Here is a 17,908-nt window from a genome sequence, read left to right as displayed (position 1 = left end):
GTCCCAGTGGAGGTGGTGTTTCAGGCGGCGGGTGCCAACGCGTCTTGCGCGGCCCGCAGACGCTCGAGTGCGCGCTCCAGGCGCGACGGCGAGGCCGTGGAGCCCAATGACGCCAACTCGGTGCGGGCGGCAGCCAACTCGCGCTCGGCGGCGGAGCGAGAACCGTTGGATGTGAGCAGATGCATCTCTTCCTTCCCTTCATGGCCCTGTGGGCCCCTCTGTGCCGGGCGGAGTGCAGGTGGTTCCTGCGGCCCGGCGTATTGTTCATTGGTGCCGACCCACGGGCCGCGCAGCAGCGCGTTGACCTTCGTGTGGGCCGAGGATCGGCGCGGTGCCTGCACACTGTGGTGCTGGCCGCGACTCCGATCGACGCAGGGGCAACAACAGTGGCTACGAGAGGAATTCCCGAGCCGATTTGGTGCGGTATGCCGTGCGGAAAGCGGCGGTGGCGGAAACAATGCCCACCGGCTCCGGCGCGGCTGTGCAGCTGTAGTGCTGCCCTGCGTGGTACCCCCTCAGGGACTCGAACCCTGGACACCCTGATTAAGAGTCAGGTGCTCTGACCAACTGAGCTAAGGAGGCCTGGTCATCCAGGCGTTCCTGCCTGGCGACAGATGGAACTGTACGCGCCTGCCGCCGCCGCGTCCAATTCAAAGTGCCTGAAAATGCCGTTGTGTGTGGGAAGTCTCAGGAGTGTCGGCTGGGTCTCTCTGCTCGGATGGCGCAGGACGGCGGGGCTAGCAGCTCGGCGAAACGGTCGGTGGCGTTGATGAGGGTTGAAAGCGTCTGCGGTTCGGCGAAGGAGTGCCCAGCCGTTGGCGAGATGTGCAGCTGCGCCTGTGGCCAGGACCGGTGCAGAGCCCAGGCGGTGCCCATCGGGCATACGACGTCGTAACGCCCCTGGACGATCACGCCCGGTATGCCGTACTCGGCCAGCAGGCGTGCGCCGTCGATGAGCTGCCCGTCCTCCAGCCAGCCGCGATGGTGGAAGTAGTGGTTCTCGATGCGTGCGAAGGCGGTGGCGAAGGTTGGATCTTGCACCTGGTCGATGTATGCCTGGTCGCGCAACAACGTGGAGGTTGCCGCCTCCCAGGTGGTCCATGCGCGGGCGGCGGGCACATGCACCGCCGGGTCGGGGTGGCTCAATAGTTCGTGGTAGCGGTCGATGAACCCGCCTGGGGCGACGCCCTCGCCAGCAGCTGCCACGTAGGCCTCCCACTGGTCGGGCCAGATCATGTCTGCGCCAGCGCCCTCGTAGAACCAGTCCAGTTCGCGCTTGCGCAGCGTGAAGATGCCGCGCAGAACCAGTGCCAGTACGCGGCGCGGATGGCGCTGGGCGTAGGCCAGTGCGAGCGTGGAGCCCCAGGAGCCGCCGAAGACTAGCCAGGACTTCACTCCCAGGTATTCGCGCAGCCGCTCCATGTCCGCCACCAGATGCCAGGTGGTGTTGGCGCTCAGGTCCGCCTCCGGCTTCCAGGCCTGCGGCAGGGAGCGGCCGCAGCCGCGCTGGTCGAACAGGATGATCCGGTAGCGCGCCGGGTCGAAGCAGCGCCGGTGCTCGGTGGAGCAGCCGCCACCGGGGCCGCCGTGCACGAATACAGCCGGTATGCCTCCCGGATTCCCGCAGGTCTCCCAGTAGATCCGCTGCCCGTCGCCGACGTCGAGCAGGCCGGAGTCGTAGGGTTCGATGGCCGGGTAGAGGTCGCGTGGGCGGCTCGCGGTCGGGGGTAATGACGCCGTCGTGGATTCGTGCATGAACTCATTGTGGTGGATCCGAGCTGCGAGCGGGGCGCATGGAGTCGTCTCGGGCGGTAGCGTAGGGTGCGTGAACGCCCCGATCGTGACCCTTGCCACCTCAGTCGATTACGCGGACCTTGATGAGGACGACCGCGGGCTGCCCGACGCGCTGCGTGAACGTGGCATCGAGCCGCGGGTGGCGGTGTGGAATGACCCGGATGTTGACTGGGAGAATGCGGGCGTGGTGGTGCTGCGTTCTGTGCGCGACTACGCCAAGAACCGCAATTACGCGGACTTCCTGGCCTGGGCGCATGCGCAGGGCCGGCTTCTGAACCATGCCGACGTCGTGGACTGGAACTCTGACAAGCACTACCTCAAGCGTATGGCGGAGTTGGGGGTCCCTATGATCCCTACGACCTGGCTGGAACCGGAGGCCGGCTACTCCAAACATCAGGTGCACACCCGCTTCCCCGCGCACGGCGATTTCGTGGTCAAGCCCGCCGTGTCCTCCGGCGGGCGCGGCACCGGCCGTTACACCGCCACAGACGCCAAGTCCCGCGCCGACGCCATTAATGACACCATGCACCACCTGGGCCGCGGTCGCAGTGTGATGGTGCAGCGGTACCTGGAGGAGGTCGACCGCAAGGGCGAGCTGTCCCTGGTGTACTTCAACGGTGTGCTGTCCCACGCGGTGGAGAAGGCACCTATGCTGCATCCCTCCTTCCGGTCTGTGGACGAGGTGCATGAGGAGATCGTCACCGCCCGCGAGCCCAGTGAGCAGGAGTGGCTGTGGGGTGAGAGGGTCCGCAAGGCCATCCATACGATCATCAAAGAGCGCTCGGGCCGGGACATGCAGCTGTTGTTCAACCGGGTGGACGTCGTCGGTGACGGGGAGGGCGGCTTCTATCTGATGGAGGTCTCCCTGATCGACGCCGGCCTGTACCTCGGCTCCGCCCCCGCCGCCCTGGACAACTTCGCCGACGCCATCGCCCAGCGTGTCTTCTGGTGAATGAGAGTCTCCGCTGGGTGGTGCGGATCACCGACACCTAGAATCATCCACTGAAGGTTGATCCATGAGGAATCAACCGTGAGTGGTTGACCAGTGGGGATTGTGGTGTGATTATGTGGGTATGTACGTGTTTACTGTGGACCAGGTCGCCAGTAGAGCCGGAGAAGATGAGATCCCGGGTCTTGTCCGCCTGCTCGCCGATATCCCCACATCCGTTCCCTTCGAGAGAACGGTCGGAGATGAGGCTCAGGGTGTGGTTCGTGATGCGGATGCTGCTGTCACATGTGCGCGTCGTCTTATGACGGTCGGCGGGTGGCATATCGGCCTTGGAATCGGCTCTGGGCGCCTTGGTGAACAGGGGGCTCGTTCCGGCGCAGGAGCGGCATTCATTGCGGCGCGGCAGGCGGTGGAGGAATCCAAGTCGTCACGTCTGTCGCTTGCGGTTCGTACTGGCGCCTCCGGTCAGCAGGCGCGTATCGCGGCCGGGGATGCGGAGGCGGTGCTACGACTCCTGGGCGTGTTAATCCGCTCACGTACCGCGGCTCAACGCGCGGTGCTCGCTCTCCTTGACGACGGGCTCAGCGGGAAGGAGGCGGCCGAGCGGCTCGGAGTTAGCGGCCAGGCCGTGTCCAAGCACCGCCTTGCCGCACGCTACGACGAGGAGATAGCCGCCCTACCTGCTATAGAACGGCTCCTGGGGCGGGCGCATCGCCTGTCCGTGGCTCCGGAGGCGACGGCCCGCCCGACAGGTGCCGCATGACCCCGCTGTCAGCCCTGGTAGTCGCCTTGAGTTTGGCCCTCTCCGTCTTCGGGGGCTGGGGAACCGTCGCCCTGGTGCTGCGTTGGGCCCGTGTTCCTGAACTGCCGCCGTCGCGGGAACCCACGCCAGCCGGCTCCACCGCCCCGGTCCTGTCTCCGCGTGATGACTCGGTGTCCCCGGTTCTTCGCGGCGGAACCTGGATAGGAGTGCTTGAACGTCTGGCGACGACGGGCGCCCTGCTGTCCGGGTACGCCACGCTCATTGCGGTGGTCGTCGCGGTCAAGGGGCTCGGACGCTGGGCGGATCTGCGGGACAATCCGGGCTCAACGGAGCGATTCATTATTGGCACACTCGCCTCGCTGACCTGGGCTGGTGCCTGCGGAGTAATAGGCCGGGAGCTGCTGGGATGAGCGCGTAAGGACTAGGAGTGCCCTCAGGGATGAGTCAGGGTCTCCTCCTGCGTGCGGATGAGGCCGCCCGGGACAGCGTGGGATACAACATTCAGCATGCGTACTCTGCTCAACATCATCTGGGTGGTCTTCGGCGGCTTCTGGCTGTGGCTGGAGTACATCTTCTTCGGCATTATCGCCTGCCTGCTGATCGTGACGATCCCGGCCGGCATCGCCTCCTTCCGCATCGCTTCATACGCGCTATGGCCCTTCGGGCGGGAGGTGGTGGAGACGCCACATGCGGGTGTTATGAGCGGGCTGTCCAATGTGATCTGGTTCCTGGTGGCCGGGCTGTGGCTTGCCATCGGACACATCACCACCGCGGCCGCGCAGGCGATCACGATCGTCGGCATCCCGCTGGCCGTCGCCAACCTGAAGATGATCCCGGTGACCTGCTTCCCCTTCGGCAAGCAGATTGTGCCTGGCCGCGGCATCATCTGAGTCGGGCCACTGCTGGCAGCAGTTCCGGCCAGCACTGCCTTAGCTGTCACCGCTCGCCCCGTCGCGGACTGGCGGGCTCAGCAGAGTTCGGGCGTTCGTGCGGCGTTTTTGGCGGGGCCGCGTGGTCTGCAGTGGTGTGCGCGGCTGATCCGCCTGGACTCTAGGTCAGGGCTTTTGCGCGTGCTTGCAGCCTGTGCAGTCCGCGTAGCACCGCTTGGCGGTGCTTGTGGCTGAGCATCCATCCCGGGAGCCTCTGTTCCACGCCTCTTCCGGCGTTTGAATTCCGCTTGCGGCGCAAGTCGGCTCCCAGAAAGTCGATGAGGTACTCGGCGTGGTCCTGATTGGCGACCCAAAGGCTGCGACCGGCGCAGGGCTCGGTGAGGAAGAAGGGCAGGCCGTAAAGGGCGTCGTGCCCATCGGCCACTCGGATGGAGACATGTGTGTCGATCAGCTCCTGACGGGTGCCGCACGCGCAGGTGCGTGACGGGCGTGAGCGGGCGGACACTCTAGTTCTTGTCGTCTCACGCCGACCGCAGGAGGGGCAGCGCCAAAACAGCTCCGCGGGAGTCGGCTCGGCGGGTAATGGCCTGTCGTTCTCCCAGCGTCCGCAGCACCCGCACATCCATCCGGATGCGGCGCCCGTGGCCTGCCAGGTGCAGGCGGTGCAGAAGACCCCGCGACGCACCACGTGAGCGGGGCCGGCACAGCGGGGGCATACGACCCACACGTCCAAGCGGGGGACCGCGTACAGAATCCCGGCTGTCTTCGCCACCTGGCAAGGCTACCTCCGACGGCTCCGGGTGGGACCAGTTGCCCGTATGCCCCATGGTGTCGTTCCGTCTGGGTGCTGGCCACAGCAGGGGACGACGGCGGTCGAGTGTTGGGCGGCAACGCTTCGTCACGGCCTACCCACAGCTTATTGGAGAGGTGAAGCTGCGCAGGAACCAGCGAACCCTCGGCCGAAGTAGGTGAAAGGCTGTGGCGCCTGGAGGTGCGAGGTGCTTCCTGACACATGGTGGCCTGCGTCGCCGTTTTCACGTGGTTTGTCTCAATGCACCTGGAGGTGCGAGGTGCTTCCTGACGGTCTCCTGATGTTTTGGGTCTTCGTACCAGTGACGTCTCAATGCACCTGGAGGTGCGAGGTGCTTCCTGACGGCGTAAACCGGCGGTGGGCTGGCTCGAACCGGCACGTCTCAATGCACCTGGAGGTGCGAGGTGCTTCCTGACTTAGTAAAAGCTGCGCTGCCACCGCAGCTACGCGCGTCTCAATGCACCTGGAGGTGCGAGGTGCTTCCTGACCCCTCACTGGCGAAGCGATCTCGTACGCCGCCCTTGTCTCAATGCACCTGGAGGTGCGAGGTGCTTCCTGACGGGGGTCGAGGGCGCCTTCGCACTGTTAGGGGCGCAGGTCTCAATGCACCTGGAGGTGCGAGGTGCTTCCTGACCGGAGACGCCGAACCCGGAGACGCCGAACCCGGAGGTCTCAATGCACCTGGAGGTGCGAGGTGCTTCCTGACCTACGAAGGACTAGACGACTGGGTGCGCGATCTGATGTCTCAATGCACCTGGAGGTGCGAGGTGCTTCCTGACCGTCAACAATGGCGATGTCGACGACGGCTAGGGCAACGTCTCAATGCACCTGGAGGTGCGAGGTGCTTCCTGACGCTAGACTGGGGCTTCCCTTTAGCTCTCGTTGTGACGTCTCAATGCACCTGGAGGTGCGAGGTGCTTCCTGACGAGTTATCATGGGCTGGCAACTTTATGCCGACAACGGTCTCAATGCACCTGGAGGTGCGAGGTGCTTCCTGACCCCTGCCTCTGGAAACCGCGTCATACCGCCACTTCCAGAGGCCAGATCGCCACCGACCCCGCAAGCACCCCACGAGACCGGCTAACACCACCCCAAAACTACCACCTTTCGTTGAAAACAAGCCAAGCGCCACCGACACCCCCCAAGCCCCCTCCAGCCACCAACTTTCAACGAAGTCATGCGGAAAAGTCGGCGTCAAAACGCACCAAACTTTGTACCGTAGACCAAATCGCAACCTCACCGCCACACCCCACCAGCCACACACGCCCTACCGGCACCGCACGCCACAGCCCCGGACACCACCCACCTACCCCCAACCAACACCACCGACCACCAACGCCCCCGGCAAGCGCCAACGCGAACACCCACCTACCTCGCCGGGACCTCTACTACGCTACTTAACCGTTGAGTACGCCACTTAGGACTCTGCTGAACGGTCCAGAGCCCTTCAACAAACACCTAAGTGGCGTAGTAGAGCCCGAACCGGAGTAGTAGACCCCGAACCCATACATCAGACGCACTGACCACCCGGATGACTGGCTCTTCGCGTTTGTGGGTGTGGTGGTTCGGGTAGAGGTTGTGATGCCGGTGGTCGTTGTCGGGCCTAGGGAAACGTTCTCGGGCCAGCCGGGATGTCCTCGGCCCGACGGCTCCGGCAGTCGCAGGGCTGGGAGTTGCCCATACGTGGAAGGCTGGGGGCATGAGCAGCACCTGCGCCTCCGCCCCCGAGCACGAGCATGCGCCGACCATCATTGAACTCGGCGCGCGGGACGCGGGCGAGATCCTGACGTTACAGCGGGCCGCCTACATCACCGAAGCCAGGGCACACAGTGACTTCGGCCTCCCGCCCCTGACGCAGACCCTCGCCGAGCTGCAGGAGGAGCTCTCAGGCCCCGCCGTCACGGCGTGCGGTATCCGAGATCACGGCCGTCTCATTGCGTCCGTGCGTCTGCGGCACAGCGGAGACGCGGTTGAGCTCGGACGGCTCATCGTCGCCCCCGACCGTCAAGGGCAGGGCCTGGGTACCCGGCTTCTGCGTCACGCCGAGGCTGTCTTCCCGGACGCGCGGGAGATACGGCTTTTCACCGGGGAGCACAGCGCCGCCAACATTCGGCTCTACAGACGGCTCGGCTACTGCGAGACCGGGAGAACACCCGCAGGCGCCTACCAACTCCGCCACTTCGTTAAGCCGCTCGCCCGACCTGGCCGGTAGGAGTCAATCCCTCTAACAGACCGGCCGTCCCGACGCCGCCCCTCAGCTCTGCGGGCCGACACGCAACAGGTGCACAACGGCGGCCTCTGCCCGGTCGCACTCGTCCAGGTCCACCAGGGCCGTGAGCCGCCAGTCGTGGTCTCCCGCCGAGTCCTCCAGGATCTGAGTAGCCAACCACACGCGCCGCCCCGAGCCGTCCAGCGCCTCGCGCGCCCGCTCCGACACCCCGGCCGCCGCCAGCGCAGCATCATCCGGCGCCTCATCCAGTGGTGCCAGCGCCACCGCCCGGGCGGGGGTGTCCGTGCTGATCCAGTCGTACTCGTCCCAGTAGCGGCCCAGGGCCGCATCCCAGCGGTCCTCGCCCCAGCCGGACGCGGCGTCCAGGCGTCCCAGGCCCTCGACGTCGTCGCGGGCCATGAGCTCCACGCGGCGGAACATCTCCCGGCGCACCGCCACCCGGAAGGCGTGCAGGTTGCGGGTAAAGGGCAGCTTGCCATCGGCGTCAGCCCCGAAGGCCCGCTCCGCCCCCGCGGCCTGGTCGGCCCGGTCCGCCTGCAGCAGATCCGCGCCCTCCTGCGCATGCCCGGACTGGGCGGCGCCCAGCGCCTCCCACTCATCCAGCAGGGAGGAGTCCACGGCGCGCACCAGGTCGCCCAGCCAGTCGGTCAGCTGCTCCACCTCCTCGGTGCGGTGCTCCTCGGGCACCACCTGCCGCAGCGCCCGGTAGGCGTCGGTCAGGTAACGCAGCACCACGCCCTCGCTGCGGCCCAGGTCGTAGCGAGAGATCAGGTCAGAGAAGGTCATGGCGCTCTCCACCATGTCCCGCACCACCGACTTCGGGCTCAGCTCATACTCGGCCGCCCACGGGTTGGACTGCTTGTACATCTCCAGCGCCGGAGCCAGCAGCTCCGCCAGCGGCTGCGGCCAGGTGATGTCCTCCAGGGCCGCCATGCGCTCCTCATAGTCCATGCCCTCGGCCTTCATGGCGACCACCGCCTCGCCGCGGGCCTGCCGCTGCTGGGCGTATAGCAGCGGCCGCGGATCGTCCAGGGTCGCCTCCACCACCGAGACCACGTTGAGCGTGTGCTCGGGGTCCTCCAGGTTCAACAGGTCCATGGCCGCCAAGGCGAACGGCGCCAGCGGCTGGTTCAGGGCGAATTCATCGGGCAGGTCCACGGCCAGGCGCAGCCGGGGGCGGCCATCGGCGGCAGCCTGGGCGGAGGAGACGTGCTCCAGCACCCCGGCGGTGCGCAGAGACAGGTAAATCTCTATCGCCCGGCGCACGTGCCGTCGCCGGGAGGCCTCCGGCTCATGCACGCGCTCAAGCAGCTGCGCCATGGCCTGGACCGGATCGCCGTCACGCTCCATCAGGTTCAGCACCATGGTGGTGGTGACCTGGAACTGGCTGGTCAGCGTCTCCGGCGCGGCGTCGCGCAGCCGCTCGAAGGTCTTGTCCGTCCAGTTGACGCGCCCCTCGGGCGCCTGCTTGCGCACGATCCGGCGGCGCTTGCGCGGGTCATCGCCCGCCTTGGCCAGGGCGCGCGCATTCTCAATGACGTGCTCGGGCGCCTGCACGATCACGTAGCCGCGGGTGTCGAAGCCGGCCCTGCCGGCGCGCCCGGCGATCTGGTGGAACTCCCGCGCCGTCAGGTGCCGCTCCTTGGCGCCGTCGAACTTGACCAGGCTGGTCAGCACCACCGAGCGGATGGGCACGTTGATCCCCACCCCCAGGGTGTCGGTGCCGCAGATGACCGACAGTAGTCCCGTACGTGCCAGGCGCTCCACCAGCCGCCGGTAGCGGGGCAGCATGCCGGCGTGGTGTACGCCGATCCCCGAGCGCAGCAGCCGCGACAGGGTACGCCCGAAGCCCGGCCCGAAGCGGAAGTCGCCGATAGCCGCCACCAGCTCCTCTTTGCGCTTCTTGGCGCCCAGGTCCACGCTCAGCAGTGCGGAGGCCCGCTCCACCGCCTCCTTCTGGGAGAAGTGCACCACGTAAACGGGCGCCTTGTCCTGCTCCACCAGCCGCTGCAGCAGATCGCCGATCGGCTCGATCGCGTACTCCCACTCCAGCGGCACCGGGCGCACGGCGTCGTCGACGACGGCGACCTCCCGGCCCGTGCGCTCGCGCAGGTCCCGCACGAAGAAGGACACGTCCCCCAGCGTGGCCGACAACAGCACCATCTGCGCCTGCGGCAGCTCCAGCAGCGGCACCTGCCAGGCCCAGCCGCGCTGCGGATCGGCGTAGTAGTGGAACTCGTCCATCACCACCGTGTCCACGTCCAGCGCCTCGCCCTCCCGCAGTGACTGGTTGGCCAGGATCTCCGCCGTGCAGCAGATGATGGGGGCGGCGGCGTTGATGGAGGTGTCACCGGTGACCATGCCGACGTTGTCCGCCCCGAACAGGCCCACCAGCTCAAAGAACTTCTCGCTGACCAGCGCCTTGAGCGGGGCCGTGTAGTAGGAGCGGCCGCCACGGGCCAGGGAGGCGGTGTGCGCGGCCAGCGCGATCATCGACTTGCCCGAGCCGGTGGGAGTGGCGGCGATCACATGCCTGTCGGACAGGATCTGGCTCAGGGCCTCATCCTGGTGCGGATACAGCGGCCGTCCACTGGACTCGGCCCACTCGGCGAAGGCCAGGTAGACCTCCTCCGGCTCCGGGACGCGCTCGGGATCATCGGCGGGGATGAGGGAGTCGAGCATGACGTTGAGCGCGGGTGCGGTTGGGGCTGGCATGCGGTCATCGTCTCATGACGTCTGGCCGGCCCCGCGACGGTCGCCCCGGTTTACGCTCCTTGACGGCCTCCCAGTTGACGGACACGAATGTGGCAGTCTTGCGGGATACCGTCACCTTCACGATTGGACCGGATATGGATCCGCGCAACCGAGTAGAAGCGTTCCTGGCGGACTATGCCGCCGCCCACGCGCGGGTCAAGCCGCTGTTCTATCCGCCGGATGACGAGGACGCATCCGCCGACCGGCATGCCGCCGTATTCGGCGGATCTCGCAGGCGGAGGAGGGACAAGGGTGATTCAGGCCCTGATCCCTTCGAGGCCTGGAGTGAGGCGATGTACGCCGTTGATACGGCCCACCGAACCGAACGGTCCTGGGTTAAGCGCCGGTACGGCTTCTCCTCATACAGCGACTACAGCCCGCAGACCTGCAAGGTGGAGCGGGTCGAGGAATACGGGAACTTGGCGCGGGCACGGATGACGCGTACCGGCGTCCCGGGCGGGTCCATAATCGAAATAACTCTGCTCAACCAGGCCGGGGACTGGCTCATAGACAGGATCGACGAGTACCACGAGAATCCCGGCCAGCCCCTGGTGCCCGAGGACCGGCGAGGCAAGTGGCTGCAGGCGCCGGATGGGATGGCGCCCTATGAGGACATTCTCCTCAGTCCCGAGGTGGACAGCCCGAACCCCGGTGCGCTGTTCCACGACGGCTGGGCCCGCGATCCTGTGGACGAATTCGAGCTGGCGCAGCGGGTTGATGAGACCGAAGGACCCCAGTGGCAGCGGGCGCTCGCCGAGGCCCAGCGGCGCTCACCGGTCCGACGAATCAGGGTGCAAACGATCGGTTCCTTCCCACATGGCGGACTACTCGCCGTGGGAGACGCCGGTTCGCAGACGAGCATGATGTACACGTGTGCGCTGCGCGTGCGGCCGGGGATCGCCACGGCCCAGGCGCTGCTGGCGACCATCGACACCAAACAGGGGCCTTACGAGCGGGTCGCCGCGGTGCGGGCGGTACTCGACGACGGCGAGCCCGTGCGGTGGTGTGCTGCTGCGCTCTTCCCCGGAGTCGGGACCGCGGTGGGCGTGGACTCGGGCACCGCCGCGATCGTCGACGCCGCCGCATACATAAGCCTGACGCGGCGGCAGTGGTGGAACGCCTGGAATCCGTTCCCGGAGCGCCGCTGGGAGGATATGACGATGTTCGACTGTGGCACCGGACCCATTGGCGTCATGACCAGCTCCGGCTGGGGGGACGGTACCTACGCCGTGTACTGGGGGCTGGATCGCGACGGCCACCCGTTGCAACTCATGATCGACTACGGGGTCGTCCAGGAGGCGGTGGCGTCGCCGCTCGGACAGTCGCGGCCCTGAGCGGGTGCGTCTGTCACCTGGGTGATACCGACGGCGTATGAGTATGCGGACGGATAATGGTTCTCGGCCCGGACTGTGACATGATGCCGCGCGTTCCCGTATCCCCACGCGGAAGGGCGCTAGTTCATGGAAGCTCTCGCAGACAGCCTGCTTTCGATCGCCGACTGGATCACCGCGCATATAACCATGTGGGTGCTGGTCGGCACAGGCCTGTTTCTGACAATTCGTACCCGGGGCGTGCAGGTGCGGCACCTGCCTGGCATGGTGCGGGCGGTGACCTCCTCCCGCTCCGGGGCCCGCGGCGGCATCTCCTCCTTCCAGGCCTTCGCCATCTCTCTGGCCGCCCGTGTGGGGGTCGGCAACATCTTCGGGGTGGCCGCCGCCCTGCTGATGGGCGGGCCCGGAGCCGTGTTCTGGATGTGGGTGGTGGCCCTGGTAGGTATGGCCACCGCCTTCTTCGAGGCCACCCTCGCCCAGATCTTCAAGGTCCGTGCCGACGACGGCTCCTTCCGCGGCGGCCCCGCCTACTACATGCGCGCCGGCGTGGGCAGCCCCGTGTTGGCCGGCGTCTACGCCGTCATCACCCTGGTCACCTGCGGTTTCATCATCACTTCCGTGCAGTCCAACGCCGTGGCCGGCACACTCCTGGGCGCCATCGGCGACGACGGCGCCGCCATCGCGGGCTTCGGCGGACTGTCCGCCGCCCAGCTGGTTATCGCTGCCCTGGTCTTCGTGTTCACCGCCATGGTCATCTTCGGCGGCATCCGCACCGTCGCCCGCGTGACCGAGTGGATGGCCCCCATTATGGCCTCCATCTATATCGTCCTGGTGTTCATCATCTGCGTGATGCACCTGGGCCGCTTCGTGGAGGTGCTTGGCCTGATCATCTCCTCCGCCTTCGCCCCCCAGCCGCTGGTGGGAGGCCTGGGCGGAGGCATCCTGGCCGCCGTCGTCAACGGCACCAAGCGCGGCCTGTTCTCCAATGAGGCCGGCCAGGGCACCGCCCCCAACGCGGCCGCAACCGCCACCGTCTCTCACCCGGTGCAGCAGGGCCTGATTCAGTCCCTGGGCGTATTCATCGACACGATTGTGGTGTGCACCGCCACCGCCTTCGTCATCCTCATCGCCGGACCCGAGGTGTGGGGCGCCGACGGCGCCAACCCCTCCACCTTGACCATCATGGCCGTCTCCCACGAGCTGGGCGGCTGGACCATCCTGCCCATCGCAGTCCTGATCTTCGTGCTCGCCTATTCCTCAATCATCGCCGCCTACGTCTACTCCGACACCAACATGTCCTTCCTGACCGGCGGCAAGACCTGGGCCACCTGGACCGTGCGGGTGGTCTCGGTGGTCTCCGCCACTGTCGGTGCTGTGCTGTCGCTCGACGTCGTCTGGAACGCCGTCGACATCGCCATGGCCGTAATGACCGTCACCAACCTCATCGCCCTCATCCTGCTGTCCAAGTGGGGGGTGGGTGCCCTGCGCGACTGGGAGGCCCAGCGCAGCGCCGGGGTTGAAGAACCCGTCTTCGTTGGGCGCGACAACCCCCACCTGCCCGGAGATGTCCCCGGCGACGTCTGGAACTGACCCGGAACCGACTCTGTCCGCCCCGCTACCTTGAATCCCACCGGCTAGGAGCCCCGATGGCAGTACCCACCATGACCCTCACCAACATTGAGGACACCCTCAATCAGATCGACGACATCTTCTACACCTATTTGCTGGCGGCGCTGCTGATCGCCGTCGGTATCTACCTCACCATCCGTACCCGAGGAGTGCAGGTCAGGCATTTCGGCTCCATGCTGCGGGCCATCGCCTCCTCCCGCTCCGGTGCCGCGGGTGGCATCTCCTCCTTCCAGGCCTTCGCCGTCGGCCTGGCTGCCCGTGTGGGCATCGGCAATATCGCCGGGGTGGCGCTGGCCGTGGTAGCTGGCGGTCCCGGCGCCCTGTTCTGGATGTGGGTGGTGGCCCTGATCGGCATGGCCACCGCCTTCACCGAGTCGACCCTCGCCCAGGTATTCAAGGAGCGCGGTCGCGACTTCACCTTCCGCGGCGGGCCCGCCTACTACATCAAGAACGGGCTGGGCTCGAAGTTGTGGGGCTCGATCTTTGCGGGCATGTGCATAGTCAGCGTCGGCGTCACCGTGGTGATGGTCCAGACCAACTCCCTGGCCGGCGTCATCAATGCCACCGTCCCCGATGTGGCCCCGTGGATGGTAGGAGTGGCGCTGGTGCTGCTCACCGGCCCGGTGGTGCTCGGCGGGCTGAAGTCCGTTGCCCGGGTAACCGAGGTGGTCGCCCCATTCATGGCCCTGGCCTATGTGCTGGTCACCCTTGTGGTTATCGTGATGAACGCCGGTGAGATCCCCACCGTACTGGGGCAGATCATCCGCGGTGCCTTCGGGCTTGACCAGGCCCTGTTCGGCACGACCGGCGGCGTAATCGCCGCCATCCTCAACGGTGTGCGCCGGGGTCTGTTCTCCAACGAGGCCGGACTGGGCACAGTCCCCAATGCGGCCGGCACCGCCACCACCACCCACCCGGTACGGCAGGGCCTGATCCAGTCCTTCGGCGTGTTCGTGGACACCGGCCTGGTGTGCACCGCCACCGGACTGCTAATCCTGTTGGCCACCGACACCTACCGGCCCGGCGATGAGGGGCTAGTGGGCGCCGTTTTGACTCAGCAGGCCGTGGCCGAGCACCTGGGGCAGTGGACTACCTGGCCGATCGTCATACTGATCTTCGTGCTGGTCTTCTCCACCGTGCTGGGCTGCTACTCCTACTCCCAGGTCAACGTCAACTTCCTGGGCGGGGAGAAACGCGCCGAGCAGGCCTTCGGCGTCCTGCTGACCGTCGCCGCTTTCGCCGGCACCGTGCTGACCCTGCCGATCGTGTGGGCGCTGACCGATATCGCCCTGGGGCTGATGGGTGTGCTCAACCTGGTGGTGATAGTGTGGCTGTTCCCATGGGTGCGCGGCGCTCTGCGCGACTGGGAGGCCCAGCGCGCCGTCGGAGTCGAGCCGGTATTCATCGGCCACGGCAACCCCGAGCTGCCCGGTGATGTGCTTCCCGGCGTGTGGGAGCCCGTGTCGGACCCGGCCACCCCCAATCACTTCGACTCCGGCCACGCCGCGCCGAAGAATCTGGAGGGCTGAGCCGTGCACGCCCTGAACAACTTCCTATCCAGCACCTCCAACCTGCTGTTCGGCACCGTCCTGATCTGGCTGCTCCTGGGTGCAGGCGCCTGGTTCACCATCCGCACCCGCGGCCTGCAACTGCGCCACTTCTTCTCGATGGTCCTGTCAGTGGCCTCCTCCCGCTCCGGCGCCGCGGGCGGGATCTCATCCTTCCAAGCCTTCGCCGTGGGACTCGCCTGCCGGGTAGGCACCGGGAACATCGTCGGCGTGGCCCTCGCCCTGGTCCTGGGCGGACCGGGCGCCGTATTCTGGATGTGGGTGGTGGCGCTGCTGGGCACCGCCACCGCATTCGCCGAGGCCTCCCTGGGGCAGCTGTTCAAGGTGCGTCGCGGGGACGGCACCTACCGCGGCGGGCCCGCCTACTACATGGCCCGTGGCATGCGCCTGCCAGTACTCGGAGGGGTTTTCGCCGTCGTTTTCATGGTTGCCAACGGCCTGGCCATGCCGATGGTTCAGGCGAACGCCATGACGGCGGCGCTGGGTGCCTCCACCGGCCTCACACCCTGGCAGGGTGCGGTGATCGTCACCATGCTTGTAGCCCCGGTGCTGCTGGGCGGGTTGCGCTCGGTGGTGCGGGTAACCGAATGGCTCGCCCCCGCGATGGCGGGCCTGTACCTGCTACTGGTCCTGGCCATCATCGTCAGTCATCCGCTCCAGGCGGTGAACGCGGTGGGCGAGATCTTCGCCGGCGCCTTCAACCTACGCGCGGGGCTGGCCGGCACCACCGGAGGCGTCATCGCGGCGCTGCTCAACGGTGTCCGCCGGGGCCTGTTCTCCAACGAAGCCGGCCTGGGCGGGGCCGCATGCGCGGCCGGCTCGGCCACGGTTGCGCACCCGGCCCAGCAGGGATTCGTACAGGTTTTCGGTGTGCTGGTGGACACCCTTTTTATCTGCACCGCCACCGCCCTGGCCATTCTCATCGCCGGCGGCTCCGACCACAGCATCTACTCCCTGCTGGTAGCCGGCGCCGAAGATCCGGACATCTCCGGTACCCTCACCCAGACCGCCATCGCCGCCGTCCTGGGGCAGTGGACCAGCTGGCCCATGACACTGCTGGTGTTCGTACTGGCCTACTCCACGATCCTGGGCGCATTCTCCTATGCCGAAGTGTGCCTGGATTATCTCACCCGCACTCCGTGGGTGACGACGGCGCTGCGCACCGCCGCCGTCGTCTGTGCCTTCATCGGCGGTGGTGCGGCCCTGACCACCGTATGGACATTAGCCGACGTGCTGCTTGGCGTCGGCGCCGTCCTGAACCTGATCGCCCTGGTGGTCCTGACCCCGTGGGCCCTGGGCGTGCTGCGTGACTGGGAGGCTCAGCGGCGCCAGGTGCGCGCAGGCCACAAGCCGGAAGCCGCAGTCCGCTTCGTCGCGGCAGCGAACCCGTACCTGCCTGACCAGTTACCCGGCGACGTCTGGGACGACCGGCTCGGACCGGCGTGAGGTCACCATCCCTCCTGGATCCTCAGACAGCAGTGAGATTGGAGACACCGCCGGCTATTACGACATTCAACTGAAATAGAGTGTCCATAACCTGTAACAGCGGTCGGCTTCGTCGCCGACTCCGCTGAATCGAATGTTCACCGATCGCCCGGGTTCACGTCCTGCGACGTGCTCCCGTACGCCCATCAAGCGGCGCCCCCCGACTACGTCCGGAGACACATGAATCCCACGCTCCTGCCCAACGCCGGCTTCTTCGACGGCCCCGCTGCCGTGCTCGAGGACATCTCCGACCACCTTTACGGTGACCTGTTGGCCTGGCTGCTGATTGCGGCCGGCCTGTACTTCACCTGGCGCACCCGCGCCCTGCAGCTGCGCCTGTTCACCCAGATGCTGCGGACCATCAGCTCCTCCCGCAGCGACGTGGGTGAGGGCATGTCCTCCTTCCAGGCCTTCACCGTCGGCCTGGCCTCCCGCGTGGGCACCGGCAACATTGTCGGCGTCGCCATCGCCATCACCATGGGCGGTCCCGGCGCCGTGTTCTGGATGTGGATCGTGGCGCTGGTGGGCATGGCCACCGGATTCGTGGAGTCCACGCTCGCCCAGATGTTCAAAGTCTCCCACCCCGACGGAACCTTCCGCGGCGGACCCGCCTACTACATCCACAAGGGTCTGGGCTCCAAGACGCTGGCGAGCGTCTTCGCCGTCGTGATCACCTTCGTATTCGGCTTCGCCTATGAGGCCACCCAAGCCAACGCCATCTCCAATGTTCTCAAGGGCACCTTCGGCGTCGAACCGTGGGTGACGGCGATTGTGCTGGTCGTGATCACCACCCCCGTGGTCTTCAAAGGCATCAAGCGGGTGGCCGCCATCACCGAGTGGCTGGCACCGCTGATGGCCCTGGTCTATGTGATCATCGCCGTGGTCATACTGGTGCTCAACATCGACGCGATTCCCTCTGCCCTGGCCTCTGTGTTCAAGGGGGCCTTCGGTTTGGACCAGGCGCTGTGGGGGCTCGGCGGCGGCTTCATGGCCGCCACCCTGAACGGTATTAAACGGGGACTGTTCTCCAACGAGGCCGGAGAGGGCTCCGTCCCCAATGCCGCCGCCACCGCCACCGTGCACCACCCGGTCCAGCAGGGCTTCATCCAGTCCATGGGCGTGTTCGTGGACACGATTGTGGTGTGCACGGCCACCGCCCTGATCATTCTGCTGTCCGGCGTCTACGACCCCGCCACCGCCGACCGCGACGCCGCCGGCACGCTCACCGTGGAGTCCGTGAGCGCCGTGCTCGGACCGTGGTCCCAGTATCTGATGGCGATCGTGGTGTTCGTATTCGCTTACTCCTCGCTGTTGGGCAACTATGCGTATGCGGAGGTGAATATGGACTTCTTGCGCGGCATGGGGCACAGCCACTACGGCGTTCGCGCCATGATCGTGGTCGCCGCCGCAGTCGGGGCGGTGGCCTCCCTGTCCTTCGTGTGGAACCTGTCCGACGTCGCCATGGGAGTCATGGCGATCATCAACATCATCGCAGTGGTATTGCTGGGCAAATGGGCCTTCGGCGCTCTGCGCGACTGGGAGCAGCAACAGCGGGAGCTCGTATCCGGTACGCGAGACAAGATCTACTTCGTGTCCACAGCCAATCCCCATCTTCCCGCCGAGCTTCCCGGTGACATCTGGACCGAGGAGGCCGAGTCCTTGCGTGAGTCAGAGCCGAGCGGGATCAGCGCCGATTGAGCGGCG

General features: G+C 66.6%; 14 protein-coding genes, 1 tRNA gene and 1 CRISPR repeat array. Of the genes, 10 read left to right on the top strand and 5 right to left on the bottom strand.

Annotated elements, in window-relative coordinates; all coding sequences use genetic code 11:
• Nucleotides 1-20 precede the first annotated feature (20 nt).
• The 3 genes from CWT10_RS16815 to pip form a co-directional block, all read right to left on the bottom strand.
• The gene (locus CWT10_RS16815) at nt 21-185 is read right to left on the bottom strand and encodes a hypothetical protein (protein ID WP_168190768.1); all 165 of its coding nucleotides are present in this window, start codon (nt 183-185) and stop codon (nt 21-23) included.
• A gap of 320 nt (nt 186-505) precedes the next feature.
• Nucleotides 506-582 (bottom strand) — tRNA-Lys (locus CWT10_RS10865).
• A gap of 105 nt (nt 583-687) precedes the next feature.
• Nucleotides 688-1,755: a prolyl aminopeptidase gene (gene pip / locus CWT10_RS10860; RefSeq protein WP_103062234.1), complete on the bottom strand. Its 1,068-nt coding sequence runs from the start codon at nt 1,753-1,755 to the stop codon at nt 688-690.
• Nucleotides 1,756-1,825: 70 nt separating this feature from the next.
• Between pip and CWT10_RS10855 the strand changes: the two genes are divergently transcribed.
• The 4 genes from CWT10_RS10855 to CWT10_RS10840 all read left to right on the top strand — a co-directional run bounded on the left by CWT10_RS10855 (nt 1,826) and on the right by CWT10_RS10840 (nt 4,396).
• Nucleotides 1,826-2,746 (top strand): ATP-grasp domain-containing protein, encoded by a 921-nt coding sequence (locus CWT10_RS10855; protein WP_103062235.1) that lies wholly within the window; start codon nt 1,826-1,828, stop codon nt 2,744-2,746.
• A 121-nt stretch (nt 2,747-2,867) separates the two neighbouring features.
• Nucleotides 2,868-3,506 carry a MarR family transcriptional regulator gene (locus tag CWT10_RS10850; protein ID WP_128683412.1) on the top strand — a complete coding sequence of 213 codons (639 nt, stop codon included), beginning with the start codon at nt 2,868-2,870 and terminating at the stop codon, nt 3,504-3,506.
• Nucleotides 3,503-3,916, top strand: coding sequence for a hypothetical protein (locus tag CWT10_RS10845; RefSeq protein ID WP_103062237.1), 414 nt, complete (start codon nt 3,503-3,505; stop codon nt 3,914-3,916). Before CWT10_RS10850 ends, CWT10_RS10845 begins: the two co-directional genes overlap by 4 nt.
• A gap of 96 nt (nt 3,917-4,012) precedes the next feature.
• The gene (locus CWT10_RS10840; RefSeq protein WP_103062238.1) at nt 4,013-4,396 is read left to right on the top strand and encodes a YccF domain-containing protein; all 384 of its coding nucleotides are present in this window, start codon (nt 4,013-4,015) and stop codon (nt 4,394-4,396) included.
• Between the two features lie 160 nt (nt 4,397-4,556).
• Here the strand turns inward: CWT10_RS10840 and CWT10_RS17445 are convergent, their stop codons facing one another.
• Nucleotides 4,557-5,168, bottom strand: a complete 612-nt coding sequence (locus tag CWT10_RS17445; RefSeq protein WP_233188036.1) for a hypothetical protein — start codon at nt 5,166-5,168, stop codon at nt 4,557-4,559.
• A gap of 273 nt (nt 5,169-5,441) precedes the next feature.
• Nucleotides 5,442-6,206: direct repeats of the CRISPR family, unit length 37 nt; unit sequence GTCTCAATGCACCTGGAGGTGCGAGGTGCTTCCTGAC.
• A gap of 700 nt (nt 6,207-6,906) precedes the next feature.
• On the opposite strand from CWT10_RS17445, the gene CWT10_RS10830 reads away from it, so the two are divergent.
• Complete coding sequence (locus CWT10_RS10830) at nt 6,907-7,419, top strand: GNAT family N-acetyltransferase (protein WP_103063325.1); 513 nt, start codon at nt 6,907-6,909, stop codon at nt 7,417-7,419.
• Between the two features lie 42 nt (nt 7,420-7,461).
• Here CWT10_RS10830 and CWT10_RS10825 read toward each other — a convergent pair whose 3' ends face one another.
• Nucleotides 7,462-10,152, bottom strand: a complete 2,691-nt coding sequence (locus CWT10_RS10825) for a DEAD/DEAH box helicase (RefSeq protein WP_233188177.1) — start codon at nt 10,150-10,152, stop codon at nt 7,462-7,464.
• Nucleotides 10,153-10,286: 134 nt separating this feature from the next.
• On the opposite strand from CWT10_RS10825, the gene CWT10_RS10820 reads away from it, so the two are divergent.
• The 5 genes from CWT10_RS10820 to CWT10_RS10800 all read left to right on the top strand — a co-directional run bounded on the left by CWT10_RS10820 (nt 10,287) and on the right by CWT10_RS10800 (nt 17,902).
• The gene (locus CWT10_RS10820; RefSeq protein ID WP_103063333.1) at nt 10,287-11,525 is read left to right on the top strand and encodes a DUF4241 domain-containing protein; all 1,239 of its coding nucleotides are present in this window, start codon (nt 10,287-10,289) and stop codon (nt 11,523-11,525) included.
• A gap of 126 nt (nt 11,526-11,651) precedes the next feature.
• Entirely contained in the window at nt 11,652-13,112 is a 1,461-nt protein-coding gene (locus CWT10_RS10815; RefSeq protein WP_103063326.1) for an alanine/glycine:cation symporter family protein, read from the top strand.
• Nucleotides 13,113-13,183: 71 nt separating this feature from the next.
• Nucleotides 13,184-14,680 (top strand): alanine/glycine:cation symporter family protein, encoded by a 1,497-nt coding sequence (locus CWT10_RS10810; RefSeq protein ID WP_103063334.1) that lies wholly within the window; start codon nt 13,184-13,186, stop codon nt 14,678-14,680.
• A 3-nt stretch (nt 14,681-14,683) separates the two neighbouring features.
• On the top strand, nt 14,684-16,165 hold the full coding sequence (locus CWT10_RS10805) for an alanine/glycine:cation symporter family protein (protein WP_128683410.1): 1,482 nt from the start codon (nt 14,684-14,686) through the stop codon (nt 16,163-16,165).
• Nucleotides 16,166-16,384: 219 nt separating this feature from the next.
• Entirely contained in the window at nt 16,385-17,902 is a 1,518-nt protein-coding gene (locus tag CWT10_RS10800; RefSeq protein WP_103063328.1) for an alanine/glycine:cation symporter family protein, read from the top strand.
• Nucleotides 17,903-17,908 lie beyond the last annotated feature (6 nt).

This window comes from Actinomyces qiguomingii, from assembly GCF_004102025.1.
GTDB lineage: Bacteria > Actinomycetota > Actinomycetes > Actinomycetales > Actinomycetaceae > Actinomyces > Actinomyces qiguomingii.
The sequence above is the reverse complement of the archived record's forward strand: the minus strand, read 5'-3'. Positions and strand labels throughout refer to the sequence as shown.

Coding starts and splice junctions, on each gene's coding strand:
- CWT10_RS16815 (WP_168190768.1), bottom strand. CDS start 185: ATGCATCTGCTCACATCCAACGGTTCTCGCTCCGCCGCCGAGCGCGAG.
- pip (WP_103062234.1), bottom strand. CDS start 1,755: ATGCACGAATCCACGACGGCGTCATTACCCCCGACCGCGAGCCGCCCA.
- CWT10_RS10850 (WP_128683412.1), top strand. CDS start 2,868: ATGTACGTGTTTACTGTGGACCAGGTCGCCAGTAGAGCCGGAGAAGAT.
- CWT10_RS10845 (WP_103062237.1), top strand. CDS start 3,503: ATGACCCCGCTGTCAGCCCTGGTAGTCGCCTTGAGTTTGGCCCTCTCC.
- CWT10_RS10840 (WP_103062238.1), top strand. CDS start 4,013: ATGCGTACTCTGCTCAACATCATCTGGGTGGTCTTCGGCGGCTTCTGG.
- CWT10_RS10830 (WP_103063325.1), top strand. CDS start 6,907: ATGAGCAGCACCTGCGCCTCCGCCCCCGAGCACGAGCATGCGCCGACC.
- CWT10_RS10825 (WP_233188177.1), bottom strand. CDS start 10,152: ATGCCAGCCCCAACCGCACCCGCGCTCAACGTCATGCTCGACTCCCTC.
- CWT10_RS10820 (WP_103063333.1), top strand. CDS start 10,287: ATGGATCCGCGCAACCGAGTAGAAGCGTTCCTGGCGGACTATGCCGCC.
- CWT10_RS10815 (WP_103063326.1), top strand. CDS start 11,652: ATGGAAGCTCTCGCAGACAGCCTGCTTTCGATCGCCGACTGGATCACC.
- CWT10_RS10810 (WP_103063334.1), top strand. CDS start 13,184: ATGACCCTCACCAACATTGAGGACACCCTCAATCAGATCGACGACATC.
- CWT10_RS10800 (WP_103063328.1), top strand. CDS start 16,385: ATGAATCCCACGCTCCTGCCCAACGCCGGCTTCTTCGACGGCCCCGCT.